Origin of the sequence: Pelosinus baikalensis (assembly GCF_020819555.1) — a bacterium.
GTDB lineage: Bacteria > Bacillota > Negativicutes > DSM-13327 > DSM-13327 > Pelosinus > Pelosinus baikalensis.
On the sequence record NZ_JAJHJB010000048.1, the window covers coordinates 17,958 to 31,269 of the forward strand.

Here is a 13,312-nt window from a genome sequence, read left to right on the forward strand (position 1 = left end):
TTGTGTTTTGGGAAAGTATTATTATCGCTTTAGAAGGATTAAGAGCTAATAAACTGCGCTCTATATTGACTATGCTGGGAATTATCATTGGTGTAGGTGCCGTTATTGCAATGGTGTCGATTGGTATGGGGGTGCAAAATAAAATACAAGATTCAATTGCTGGCTTAGGAAGTAACCTTCTGATTATTACCCCTGGTGCCACATCACCTTCTGGTGTGAGGCTGGCTGCTGGTTCTAACACCACTCTGACCAATAAAGATGCCCAGGCAATAGGGCGTCAAATCGAAGGTGTTAGTGCTGTTGCGCCTAGTGTTAGTAAGCAGTACCAACTGGTGTATGGGAATAAAAATTGGATGACAACGGTCCAAGGGACTACGCCTGAATTTGTGAGTGTTCGGAACTTTAATGTGGAGTTGGGACGATTTTTCTCGAATCAAGAGGTAGACACACGAATGAGAGTTGCAGTTCTGGGGAAAACCACTGCTGATAATTTATTCGGTACCATCTATCCTGTGGGACAGACGGTACGTATTAATTCAGCTCCCTTTGTCGTAGTTGGTGTATTTGAAGGAAAAGGGCAGTCAGCAGGTGGTATGGACCAAGATGATGTTGTGGTGATTCCCTTAACGACAGCTCAAGAACGTATGATGGGGATTAGTTATATACAAACCATTAGCGTACAGGCGGCTAGTCCGGAAAGCATTAATCAGGCACAAGAGGATATTACCTCTCTTTTACGTTCACGCCATAAGTTAGCAAAAGATATGCCAGATGATTTTACGGTTCGTAACTTAGCGGCAGTTATGGCTACAGCAGAAGAAACGACAAAAACCATTACATTGCTTTTAGGGAATATTGCAGCAATCTCGTTATTAGTTGGTGGTATTGGTATTATGAATATTATGCTGGTATCTGTGACAGAGCGTACAAGAGAAATTGGCATTCGAAAAGCTCTAGGTGCTACTTATCGCAATATTTTACTGCAGTTTCTTATTGAGGCCATTGTTATTGGTGTAACAGGCGGTTTGATTGGTATTGGATTAGGCATTGGAACAGCGTATGCCATTTCAGCGATTGCTGGCTGGAACACTGCTATTTCTTCAGGTTCTATTCTTATGGCCTTTGGATTTTCCGTAGCGATTGGACTATTTTTTGGTATCTATCCTGCCAGAAAAGCAGCATTATTAGATCCGATTGACGCATTGCGCTATGAATAAAGTAAGTAGTTTGTGGTAAAATAAGGTGAATGGATATGATAAGGGGATAGACGATGGGATACTTTTATTCGTTAATGAATTACTTGAAAACGGACAAAGGAAAACATGATTGCTTGGACTATATTCGGGCCATTGTGATCATGGCAGCGGTTATGGCGGGCATTCGAATATTACTTTATGCTTTATTGCAGTAGAAGTTGTAGTTTTATATAGTAAAAAATAGTCTTGTCTTTTTGAGGTGTGATATAATAAGACAAGACTATTTGTATCGTAGGGAGAACCTTTATGTCAGATAAAAAACGTAAGATTGGTATTATGGGTGGTACCTTTGATCCTATACATACTGGTCACTTGGCAACGGCTGAAGCAGTCCGTGTGGAATATGGCCTTGAAAGAGTATTATTTATTCCAGCAGCAAATCCACCGCATAAACAACATTTTCGGGTAACGAAACCACTACATAGGTACATTATGACCGTAATGGCTACCTATTCCAATCCTCATTTTCATGTATCGCCCATCGAAATAGAACGGCCAGGGCTGTCCTATGCGATTGATACGGTATTAGAACTAATTAAGCAATATGGGGATAATACAGAGTTTTATTTTATTGTTGGTTCCGATACCGTACAAGAATTAGCATCATGGAAAGACATTGATCGCCTTTTAGAGATCTGTCATTTTATTGCTGCCAATCGTCCAGGCAGTGCTTATACACTAGAGGATATAATAAAACCTTTTGGTGAGAAAGGTTTTAAACGTATCCACTCTTTGCCTACCCCTGAACTGGAGATATCCTCTACAGATGTACGAGAGAAAGTACGGCAGGGAAGATCAATTAAATATTTTGTTCCTGAAAGTGTTGAGATTTATATATGCAAAGAAAATTTGTATAAAGAATAGTAGTAAAAAGAGTTTAAACATACCATGTTTGGCTTTTGGCAAATAAAGTTAGGCATAAATACTATAGTTTCGTAGATAATGTTAGTACAATCGTTTTTAGAATTTAACAAAGAAAGGTGATTCCAAATGTCAAAAACACTTTATGTGGGTAATTTGCCTTGGTCAACGAGTGATAGTGATTTAGCTGAAGTGTTCAAGGAGCATGGCAATGTAATTTCAAGTCGTATTATCACAGATAAGGAAACAGGTCGTTCTAGAGGGTTTGGGTTTGTAGAAGTCGATGATGATGATGCTGATAAGATGGTTAGTATGATGAATGGCAGTGATTTCGGTGGGCGGCAGATTGTTGTAAATGAAGCTAGACCAAGAGAACAATAATTAAAATGTAAGCCTTCTTTATAGGAGGCTTTTATTTTTTAGCAGGGAATTCAACTATTTTGGCGAAATGTGTACTATTACAGACATAGTTATTTGTGGATTCAATGGTTCAATTTTAAAATATTGCGGTGAGAAAATGGATTATGAATATATTCTAACTCGATTATCAAAAATGTTATCACCCAAAAGACTGCAGCATTCGATTGGTGTTAGCAAGACAGCAGAGGAAATGGCTGAACGCTTTGGGGGGGACAAGGTTAAAGCTGGCTTAGCAGGCCTTTTGCATGATGCAGCTCGTGAGGTACCTGTAGCGGATCTCTTGCCAAGAGCACAAGCCTTTGGTATAGTGGTGAGTGATATAGAAAAAGCAGAACCTATATTGCTGCATGCTCCCATTTCAGCCAAGTTAGCTGAGAGTAAGTTTAACATCCATGATGCAGAAATTTTACAAGCAATTTTTCTGCATACAACAGGGGGAGCTCACATGTCGTTATTAGATAAAATTATTTATTTAGCAGATGTGATTGAACCTGGTCGTAATTTTGGAGGTTTAGAAGAAATTAGGGCAATGGCTCATAGTGATTTGGATAAGGCACTGCTGTTGGCATTGGATCAAAGCATAGCTTACATTTTGGAAGAAGGCGGCTTAATTCATCCGGCTACCATTGAAGCTCGAAATGATCTTTTAATCAAGCAGCGTACACCGATATTGCATACTACATAGAAAAATCTTTAGGTTATGTCTAGAGAGGAGGAAAACGCATGTCACGCCTGCGTCCTCAGCGTCGTAAAATACGTTGGAAGCGATTGTTTTTGCTATTATTTATTTTGTTTACATTTATAACTTCTCTAACCTGGGCAGCAGTACATACCTATCAAAAATTTTCTGCAGCACCTGCCCTAAGTACAAAAGTGGAAAACAGTAAAGTCGTCGAAGAAACAGGTCCATATATGAATATACTAGTGATGGGCGTAGACGACGGCGATAATGAATATCCTAATGCACCTAGACGGTCTGACACGATGATTGTTGTCAATATTAATAAAGAAAACGGTGCGCTGCATTTATTATCCATTCCACGAGATACTCGAGTTGTCATTCAGGGACATAAGGGTGCCGAAAAAATTACCCATGCCTTTTTTTATGGAGGATCTTCTTTAGCTGTAAAGACTGTTGAGCAGTTATTACAAATTCCCATTCACCAATATATCGTTATTGATTGGCAGGCATTTATTGAGGTTGTAGATATATTAGGCGGAGTTGATTTATATGTAGAAAATGATATGGATTATGAAGATCCTTACGCTGATTTAGCAATTCATCTGAATAAAGGCTACCAGCATTTAGATGGTAATAAGGCGGGGCAATATGTCCGGTTTCGTAGTGATGAGCTGGGTGATATTGGTCGTGTACAGCGGCAGCAGCGTTTTTTAAAAGCCATGGTGGAAAAGACAATGAATGTAAGTACTCTTTTAAAAGTACCAGCCCTGCTGCATATTATGAATCAATATATAGCAACGGATATAACGACATTTAAGATGTTAAAGGTGGCTAATTCTTTAAAGTCCTTTAAGGCAAGTGAGTTACATGTGGACATGCTGCCAGGAAAATTTGCTACCATTGACGGTATTAGCTTCTGGAGTCACGATCAGCAGCAGACCCAGCAAATCGTGGATCGTATGCTAACTAGTGAAAATGCTAAGATGAGTGGTATATTTACTGACCCAAAAAGCAACAATTAAAAGATAAGAACGACACAACAATGTACTATGAAGTGTAATAGTCAAATAAAAATAAGATGAATATTTAAATTTTAGGAGGATTTTTGATGAGTGATACAACTAAAACCTTAGAAGAAATGATTGTGGCGGCGGCTGAAGATAAAAAAGCGACGGATGTTGTGGTTCTTAATGTAGATGGTGTTTCTTCTGTTGCCGATTTTTATGTGGTATGCAGTGCGAAATCTACCATACAAGTACAAGCGATTGCTGATAATATTGAAGATGAACTAAAAAAACAGGGAATTGATCTATTGCACAAAGAAGGACATCGTCAAGGACGCTGGATCTTACTGGATTTTGGTTCTGGAATTGCACATATTTTTGTAGAAGAAGAAAGAGAGTACTATAACTTAGAACGCCTTTGGGGTAAAGCTCGGGCAATGGATACTAAAGAGCAGTTGAGTGAAAATAAATAATTTGCCAATGCCTTGGATCGTAAGTCTAAGTCTTGGTGGCATAGGTGGTGGTTATAATGGAAACAACAAACAAGCTGACTCCAGGTAGTGTAGTGACGCTAAAAGCAGTCAGATCTAGTGAATTTGGTATTTTTTTAGATGCTGGCACTGGCAATACGAATGATGATATTTTATTGCATAAACAGCAGCAAACTACAGATACGATAGCAATTGGGGATGAAATTCCTGTATATTTGTATCAGGATCCTAAAGGACGCCTTACAGCTAGTATGCGTTTGCCTAAAATGCAGGTAGGACAGGTGGCCAGAGTTACTGTGATCAATACTACCCGTGATGGAGCCTTTGTTGATATTGGTGCTGAGCGTGGTGTATTTATGCCATTTGCTGGTATGCGCGGTAATTTAAAACGCGGTGATAAGGTCTGGGTGAAGCTCTATATCGATAAATCAGGACGACCGGCAGTAAGCATGGAAGTAGAAGATGAGTTGAGAAGGGCCTCTGTTCCTGCAACCGATGCTAAAATTGGTGACATGATTACTGGTTCCCTTTATAACTATAATGAAGAAGGGGCTTTTATTTTTACGAAAGAGCGCTATATTGCGTTTATGCATACGAGTGAAATTACCACAAGACCCAATGTAGGAGATGAGATTACAGCGCGTATTACTCATATTCGCGAAGATGGACGTATTAATGTTTCTATGCGTCCTCTTAAGCAGGAAGCAATTGATACGGATGGGGATGCCATACTCTCTCTGCTGCATTCTCGTAATGGTAAAATGCCTTATAGTGATGATACTTCACCTGAAATCATTAAGGAAAAATTTCATATTAGTAAGTCTGCTTTTAAAAGAGCCCTAGGAAGGCTAATCAAAACAGGATATGTAGAGCAACGTGATGGTTGGACCTATCTTTTAGAAAAAGAGAAAATATAAAGAATGCTATAAAATGTAGATCAAGTGATTGTTTGCCAGGGATGGAATGTTGATGTTAGGATATGGATGCCTGTACTTTATAAAAGATTATTGTCGCTAAAACGACAATAATCTTTTATATTTGAGGAATTTTACCAGAAAATTAGTTTAAAAAGAAGGAATTATTGCTTTTTCCGAGAAATGTTAGAAAAGTAAGTGGTAAATGAAATAGATAGGCAATCGCAAATTGCGATAAGCAATATAAAAACTGGAGGCGTTTCTATGGGTGAGGCTGCTAACGCTAAAAAAGGAATATTATTAGAAACGGGTACAAACGAATTTGAAATTGTAGAATTTACGGTTGGTAAAGTCAATTATGGAATCAATGTTGCTAAGGTTCGAGAAGTAATTAATCTGGTTCCCATTACTCAAATGCCAAATTCCCATCCTTACGTTGATGGTATTTTTACGTTACGTGGAAGGGTAATGCCATTGGTCAATTTACCTCGTTGTTTAGGGACAGAAGATTTAGAATCCAGTACTAAAAATATTATTGTAAGTGAGTTAAATAATTATTTTATTGGTTTCTTAGTAAATGAAGTTTCTCGCATCCATAGAGTATCTTGGTCTGTTATGGAGCCACCTCCTAATGTTACTAACTCAGATATGGTTGTTGGCATCATAAAAATGGGCGAAAAAATGGTTATTTTGCTAGATTTCGAAAAGATCGTCGCGGACATTAATCCTCAAATTAATATTAAACTGACAACAGTTCCTAAGAGTACTGATGAACTGAAAGAGCAGCGAAAAACGAAGAACATAATTGTAGCAGAAGATTCTAAGATGCTCAGGGACTTATTGGTTGAAACACTTCATGAATCTGGTTATATTAATATTACTGCCTATAATAATGGAAAAGACGCGTGGGATGCATTAGCTGTGTTGGCAGAATCTGAGGCACCGATTGAAGAGAGCGTTAATTTATTAATTACGGATATTGAAATGCCCCAGATGGATGGTCATCATTTGTTAAAACGCGTTAGGGAAGATAGAGCTTTAGCAAAATTGCCAGTTATTATCTTTTCATCTTTGATTAATGAAGAAATGCGTCGCAAAGGTGAAGCGATTGGTGCTGATGGGCAAGTTTCTAAGCCTGAAATTGCACAATTGATTGGTTTGTTAGATGAAAAATGTCTATAAATAAAAATGTTTTTAAGCATTTTTATTGACATTATGTAACTAACTATGATAATATAATTCATGTCGGTAAGAAATTATTCAAAGTATTACTGATGTAACAACTAGATTGTGGGGGTGTAGCGCAGTTGGGAGCGCGTCTGAATGGCATTCAGAAGGTCAGCGGTTCGATCCCGCTCATCTCCACCAGTAAATGATAGGCTTCGCGGAATTCTTTCTGTCGGAGTCTTTTTTATTTTATTTATTGTGGGATTTGAGCATATTGATCAATGTGCAAAATAAAAAAAGAGCCTTTACCGCACATGTAACAAATGTGTCAATGTAGCGTTGTCACGGCAAATAAGGGTAGCCTCCTCTATTTCATACAATAAAGGATTTAGTGTAGGATTGTCGAATAAACTATTGTTTTCAATAATTACTAATCCATGCCATAATGGAAAATATAGTTAATGTATTATTGCTGTAGGCAAAAGAGGTGTGAAGATGTATAGAATACCGCGATATAGTATAACGCTAACAAAAGATGGTTCTTTTAAAAGTGAAATTATGAAAATTACTAAAGCAGAAGATGCGTACGAAATCATGAAACCGATGATGGAAAATTTACCAGTTGAACATTTTCAAATCATAATGCTTGATGCCAAATGTCAAGTAATTGGGACAAGCTTAGTAACCATAGGAACAATCAGTGAAAATATTGTTACGCCGATAGAAATATTTCAAAGAGCCATATTAGCAAATTCTAAAGCTATCATTTTGGTTCATAATCATCCGTCAGGGGATCCGAAACCTAGTCGTGAAGATATAGCATTAACGAAACAAATAGTTGAGGGTGGAAAAATACTACAGATAGCAGTTCTTGATCATATTATTATTGGTGATGACAAATTCATTAGCCTTAAAGTGGATGGGTACATATAATTTTCACAGAAAGGTCTATTGACAGTAAACTTTAAATAGCAAAGCCTTAGTTTCATCGTTCGAAAGAGACGGGGGCCCTATTTTTGCTTTGTGCAATTCCACGAAAACAAAAAACATCTTAAAACGTTTAAGTGGGAAGAAAAGAAAGTAAATTTAAGAGTTTGCAAAATGCAAACTCTTAAATTTACTTTCAGTTTAGTATAACGTCGTTAAGTTAGACTCAATACTTACTTTTTAAATTATTTTTACACTCTCCGGAAATTAGTTCTGTACATGCTCTAGGTTGCATAAATTAATATATAAAAGAGCATTAGGAAAAATATCGAATGGGAGTGTTTCTCATGTTTGAGCAGAAATATGCTACTAGTTTAGTGGCGTCATCAGTAGGCATAGATATACAGATTATACTTTGGGAATTAATTGCTCAATGGGAGAAGGATGATTTCCAAGTCGATGCCCGTCAGATTTTTGAATTATCCATTGAATATGCAGGTGGTGAGGTATTTCAGAAGATAGTGCATAGACAGGAATCGCCCCAGCGGGTAGAAACATTTTATTATAAGACGATCAGATATCCTATTGATGCTATGATATGGGTTGTAGGCAGCGAAGAGGGTGGAGAAATGATGCTACCCAATGAAGTGAAAGAATCAGATGCAAGTACCTCATAAAATAATGGATTTTTGCATATAAATATAAGAGGAAGATTCTCCTTATTGGATGGGCAAACCGCTTATGAATTCCAATTTTTATTAGTGAGGGTTCAAAGTGGTTAAGCTCTCGATAAATGAGACTTAGATTCAGATGGTAAACTAAGGTTATTTATCTGAGTCAAATCTTCTTTATTTTTTGCACATTATTGAGGAAGGAGAATGACATGAGCAAAGACATTATTTCTTATACTTTAACTCATGATGAATTAGAAACGATGCTGTCATCTGAGTACGGTACAAAGGTTGAGCCAGTGGATTTAAAGCAGCTTAACAAACAAAAAATGAATCAGCAAAGAGCGAGAATGATGGAAAAAAATGGGTATAAGAGGTAATAATAAAAAACCACTTTTTTAAAGAGTGGTTTTTTTATTTTATCTTCTATTATGATATACTGTATCATGAATAGCGATAAATAAAATAAGAGAGGTAAATGAATGTCAACTTCAAAAGAATCATCAAAGGGAAAATATCTGCAAATCATAAAACTTGGAAAGTTGTATTTATATTTATTGATTTTAGGGCGGCTTGTTTATTTAATACAACGGGTATCACTTCCTACAGATATACCTATGGACAGTCCAATTATAGATGTTGGAAAGTTTATGCTCCAATCGGTTATTGGGAACGAAGTTGTAAAAAGTGTATGTATCTTGGTTTTGCTCCTTTATACCATGTTTGTGGCAATTGAGAGCTTCGTGGTATTACGTCAGTGGTTCGTATCATATTATACCAAATATAAAAAGAAGAACATGCTAAAAAAAGAGTAATACAATATAATCTCAATTAGAGAATTAGTTGAGATTATATAATTTGCTTTGTATTTGGCATAGATATTTTCTAATCCTTTTCGATAAAGCGAATATGCCAAAGGGATTCGTTTGTTGAGTTCTCTGCATCTAAAGAAAAGCTTCTGCATACATGTTGCAGTGAATTGATTAGGTCAATTGGAACTGGTTTTCCGCAACAAATGCAAGACAGGTAATCTGTTTTGAATAAATCGGAAATTGGGATCGCAAAGGTTCGAGTACAGGACAAGCAGGTAAATTCAATTGTCATGACACACCTCCTTAGTATCGCATAGTTGCTATCTTCGATTGATTACCTTAATTTCCTGCTTAGTTATAAAAAAATCCATTATTTATTTGTGATCTTTCATTAAATTAGTAAGCTAAATCGATGTAGTTTTGGAGGCAACAGATGTATTACGAAGAAATAAAGAAAGTTTCAAGTGCAGCCCAGGCAAAAGGAGCGCTATTAAAGGGAAGTCCTATCAAATATTTATTGTCATCTGTTCTAGCAGGAATGTATGTCGGTCTTGGTATATTACTTATTTTTACCATTGGCGGACTTTTGTCTCAAGCTGATTCTCCAGCGGTGAAAATTATTATGGGAACCTCTTTTGGTATTGCCTTGAGTCTGGTTATTATGGCAGGGTCGGAGCTTTTTACAGGCAATAATATAATTATGACAATTGGCAGGATGGAAAAGAAAGTAACGATTAGTGAAGTATTTACTATACATATTCTTAGTTTTATTGGGAATTTACTAGGCTCTTTTTTATTAGCATCTTTATTTATTTTATCAGGGCTTGGACAAGGAAGTACGGCGATGTTGATGGTTAAAATTGCACATAGCAAAGTATCTTTGCCATGGATGGAGCTTCTGGCGAGGGGAATATTGTGTAATATATTAGTTTGCCTTGCGATTTGGTGCTCTTTTAAAATGAAAGAAGAAGCTGGAAAGCTCATCATGATTTTTTGGTGCCTTTTTGCCTTTATTACAACGGGCTTTGAGCACAGTGTTGCAAATATGACCTTACTGTCGGCAGTTTTGATCATGCCTGGAGCAGATGCTGTTTCTCTTTTGGATTTTATCTATAATATCAGTTGGGTTACTTTAGGCAATATGATTGGCGGTATCTTTTTTGTAGCCTTGCCTTATTGGTATATATCTAAACAAAGTTAACGGTAAGCTAAATAATGACAATTGTATGAATAATTTGTTTTTTATGCCGAAAATTGTGTTATGTTGACATACATATAGTAATGGATTAAGATAAATATATGATTTAAGAAATTGGCAATGGCGCCTAGGTTGTATAGACAGCCTAGGTGTCTCTTTTTTCTTGAAAATTTGTAAAAGTGAGATGGTTATATGGTTTGTTACAAGCGACTGGAAGAAAATTTTCAAAGATTATCGACAATTGGAAGGCAAGATGGGGGCGGAATTACACGTCTTGCTTTTGGTGATGCTGATTGGGAAGCGCGGAACGTTGTAATAGAACTTATGAAGAATGCAGGGCTAAAGATTCACGTTGATGCTTTTGGCAACGTCATTGGACGTCGGGAGGGCTTATATTCTGAGAAGCCGGTAGTAATGCTTGGATCTCATATTGATAGTGTCCCGAATGGAGGGAATTTTGATGGGGTTGTTGGTGTTTTAGGGGCGATAGAAGCATTGCAATGTCTAGAGGAGCAGCAAGAGCAAAATGATCATCCTATTGAAGTTGTGGTGTTTATGGCTGAGGAATCTAGTCGGTTTGGCGTTGCTACATTGGGGAGCAAGGCATTTTGTGGAAAACTTTCTCCTCAGAATTTAGTTCAGTATAAGGATAAGGATGGTATCACCTTAGGTGAAGCGATGCAGCAAAGAGAACTTGCACCAGAGAACATCCGGCAAGCCCAATATGAAGGAGATATTAAAGCGTTTTTAGAGCTACATATTGAACAGGGGAAGGTTTTAGAGACAACAAATCATCAAATTGGAATCGTAACCGGCATTGCAGCGCCTACTCGTTTCAAGGCAATAGTAACAGGTCAGGCGGACCATTCGGGAGCTACTCCAATGAACATGCGTCAAGATGCCTTAACAGCTGCAGCAGAAGTAATTTTATTGGTAGAACAATTGTCAAGAAAGGTTGCCCATCTGGGAGTCGTAGGAACAACAGGAGTAATTAAAGCGGATCCAGGTGCCATTAATGTAATCCCAGGACGTGTGGAACTTGGAATTGATATTCGTGCAACTCAATTAGCAAGTAAGCAGTGGGTCGTTGATGAACTAATTGCAGGAATTGATAAAATTAAGACGCAACGAAGTGTAAAGATTGAGATGATTACACTTACAGATGAGACTCCCGTTGAGCTTTTAGCAGAAATGGTTGAAGAGTTACAAGATGTGTGCAAGCAGCATCCTTATCCGAATATGTTGATGCCTAGTGGCGCAGGACATGATGCAATGCATTTAGCTTCCTTGGCTCCTACTGGTATTGTATTTATTCCCTGCCAGGGAGGAGTTAGCCATAATCCAGCAGAGTGGGCAAGTATGGATGATATAGTAGCGGGGACTGAGATCCTCTTGACGGCAATTCGTAAGATTGCTAAGTTGGAGTTTACCTGGAAGAAAGCAAAGCTATAATTTATAAGTTTTGATGCAATTACAGTCATTACATCTGTCTGCGTCAATTTAGCTACAAAAGTATTATGAGCAAGAATACCTGATCCAATAGAAGTTGCTTAGCGTAATACGCCAGGTATGATTCTTGCGATGATTACAGCTATGTTTAATACGTAATACCAGCAGGCAGACCATTACAAATGTTCTGGACTTGCTTATTGTTTGAGAATTTGTGAGTGTATTTTGAAAAAAAGATAGTTAATTGATGTAAACCGAATTCTTAGGTGTTCGTTGATTAATGTTTTTGCAAGGATTAGGCTATTGGCAGCATGCCAGTAGCTTTTTCTGTGTCACAAGATCAACCCTTTTTGTAAGAATTTATTTATAACTATTACGTATTAATTGCATCGTATTTATCGATTGAAAAGATGATAGAATTGATGTAAAATTTAGATAATATAAAATTAACTAAGACAAAAATTCGAAGAAATATAGCATAGCACATAGAAGAAAAATACAACTTCAAGGAAGAGATACATCTTATGTTATCAGTTATAGAGGTGGTTTAGAAAGGGAGAAGATGCAGTAGAAGGTCCATTAATTAGATCGATCTACAAAGATAAAGTTATATAGCACTCAAATTTTAAGGAGGATGGACATGAAAGAACTAATATCGAAACAATTAGTGACGTATTTGGAAAACAGAGGAGTAGAGCATATCTTCGGTCTTTGTGGTCATATGTGATTGCCTTTTTAGCAGAACTAGAAAAAAGTACAAAAATAAAATTACAGCAGCCGATGAATTCAAACCAGCTCTCAAACGAGCCATTGAATTAAACAAACCTGTTGTAATTGACGTAGCGATGATCAATAATCCGGTTCCAACTGCTGGGACATTGGAACATCATGGATATCTATTCCCCAGGTAAAAAAGTACATCATGTAAGTACGGATTAAACAGAGAATATGGATCATGAATCGAATGCCCGAGGTTCCATGTTCGATTGAATTGCCACGCGTTGTACGAGTGAAGGAAATTTGGTTATATGGAACATGCATACCGCTGCTTAGAACATGCAAAAACATATTTTGCAACTCATGCGCGGGAATAGAGAGTAAAGAAATGAATTAAAAAAATGGATAAATCTAAGGAGAATCATACATTATGGGAAAAGAAAAAGAAATCACAACGGAACAACAAGAAGAATTAGACACAGCCTTTGGAAGAGCACAAAAAGCCCTTGCCATTATTGCAACCTATGACCAGGCTAAGGTGGATCGTCTTTGTCAGGCAGTAGCTTGGGCGGTAGCCAATAAGAAAACATTCCTTGAATTAGTAGACATGGGGATTAAAGAAAGCGGTCTTGGTGATTATGTGAGCCGCCAGAATAAACGCTTTAAAATCAGAGGAGTTTTACGAGACGCTCTTCGTCAAAAAAGTATTGGTATTATCGAAGAAATTCCTGAAAAGGGAATCG

Annotated in this window: 16 protein-coding genes and 1 tRNA gene; all 17 read left to right on the forward strand. The window is 37.3% G+C overall.

The window, feature by feature from the left end:
• The first annotated feature begins 2 nt into the window (after nt 1–2).
• Nucleotides 3–1,217, forward strand: coding sequence for an ABC transporter permease (locus tag LMF89_RS22120; RefSeq protein WP_229536982.1), 1,215 nt, complete (start codon nt 3–5; stop codon nt 1,215–1,217).
• A gap of 53 nt (nt 1,218–1,270) precedes the next feature.
• Entirely contained in the window at nt 1,271–1,411 is a 141-nt protein-coding gene (locus LMF89_RS22125; RefSeq protein WP_229536983.1) for a hypothetical protein, read from the forward strand.
• Nucleotides 1,412–1,502: 91 nt separating this feature from the next.
• The gene (gene nadD, locus LMF89_RS22130; RefSeq protein ID WP_229536984.1) at nt 1,503–2,120 is read left to right on the forward strand and encodes a nicotinate-nucleotide adenylyltransferase; all 618 of its coding nucleotides are present in this window, start codon (nt 1,503–1,505) and stop codon (nt 2,118–2,120) included.
• A gap of 126 nt (nt 2,121–2,246) precedes the next feature.
• Nucleotides 2,247–2,498, forward strand: coding sequence for an RNA-binding regulator (gene rbp, locus LMF89_RS22135; protein ID WP_229536985.1), 252 nt, complete (start codon nt 2,247–2,249; stop codon nt 2,496–2,498).
• Between the two features lie 136 nt (nt 2,499–2,634).
• On the forward strand, nt 2,635–3,222 hold the full coding sequence (yqeK, locus tag LMF89_RS22140; RefSeq protein ID WP_229536986.1) for a bis(5'-nucleosyl)-tetraphosphatase (symmetrical) YqeK: 588 nt from the start codon (nt 2,635–2,637) through the stop codon (nt 3,220–3,222).
• 38 nt (nt 3,223–3,260) lie between these two features.
• A complete protein-coding gene (locus tag LMF89_RS22145) occupies nt 3,261–4,241 on the forward strand; it encodes an LCP family protein (protein ID WP_229536987.1) in 981 nt (326 codons plus the stop codon).
• A gap of 86 nt (nt 4,242–4,327) precedes the next feature.
• Nucleotides 4,328–4,696: a ribosome silencing factor gene (rsfS, locus tag LMF89_RS22150; RefSeq protein WP_229536988.1), complete on the forward strand. Its 369-nt coding sequence runs from the start codon at nt 4,328–4,330 to the stop codon at nt 4,694–4,696.
• Between the two features lie 56 nt (nt 4,697–4,752).
• The gene (locus LMF89_RS22155; RefSeq protein WP_229536989.1) at nt 4,753–5,631 is read left to right on the forward strand and encodes a CvfB family protein; all 879 of its coding nucleotides are present in this window, start codon (nt 4,753–4,755) and stop codon (nt 5,629–5,631) included.
• Between the two features lie 261 nt (nt 5,632–5,892).
• A complete protein-coding gene (locus LMF89_RS22160; protein WP_229536990.1) occupies nt 5,893–6,810 on the forward strand; it encodes a chemotaxis protein in 918 nt (305 codons plus the stop codon).
• A gap of 110 nt (nt 6,811–6,920) precedes the next feature.
• Nucleotides 6,921–6,996 (forward strand) — tRNA-Ala (locus LMF89_RS22165).
• Between the two features lie 294 nt (nt 6,997–7,290).
• A complete protein-coding gene (locus tag LMF89_RS22170) occupies nt 7,291–7,728 on the forward strand; it encodes a JAB domain-containing protein (RefSeq protein ID WP_229536991.1) in 438 nt (145 codons plus the stop codon).
• Between the two features lie 341 nt (nt 7,729–8,069).
• Nucleotides 8,070–8,399: a DUF960 family protein gene (locus tag LMF89_RS22175; protein WP_229536992.1), complete on the forward strand. Its 330-nt coding sequence runs from the start codon at nt 8,070–8,072 to the stop codon at nt 8,397–8,399.
• A 206-nt stretch (nt 8,400–8,605) separates the two neighbouring features.
• Nucleotides 8,606–8,773 carry a hypothetical protein gene (locus tag LMF89_RS22180; RefSeq protein WP_007959374.1) on the forward strand — a complete coding sequence of 56 codons (168 nt, stop codon included), beginning with the start codon at nt 8,606–8,608 and terminating at the stop codon, nt 8,771–8,773.
• A 102-nt stretch (nt 8,774–8,875) separates the two neighbouring features.
• Nucleotides 8,876–9,208 (forward strand): hypothetical protein, encoded by a 333-nt coding sequence (locus LMF89_RS22185; RefSeq protein ID WP_229536993.1) that lies wholly within the window; start codon nt 8,876–8,878, stop codon nt 9,206–9,208.
• A 430-nt stretch (nt 9,209–9,638) separates the two neighbouring features.
• A complete protein-coding gene (locus tag LMF89_RS22190) occupies nt 9,639–10,406 on the forward strand; it encodes a formate/nitrite transporter family protein (RefSeq protein ID WP_007959372.1) in 768 nt (255 codons plus the stop codon).
• A 189-nt stretch (nt 10,407–10,595) separates the two neighbouring features.
• Nucleotides 10,596–11,855, forward strand: coding sequence for a Zn-dependent hydrolase (locus tag LMF89_RS22195; protein WP_229536994.1), 1,260 nt, complete (start codon nt 10,596–10,598; stop codon nt 11,853–11,855).
• Between the two features lie 1,144 nt (nt 11,856–12,999).
• On the forward strand, nt 13,000–13,312 hold a 313-nt coding region (locus LMF89_RS22200; RefSeq protein ID WP_439651950.1), incomplete at its 3' end, for a hypothetical protein.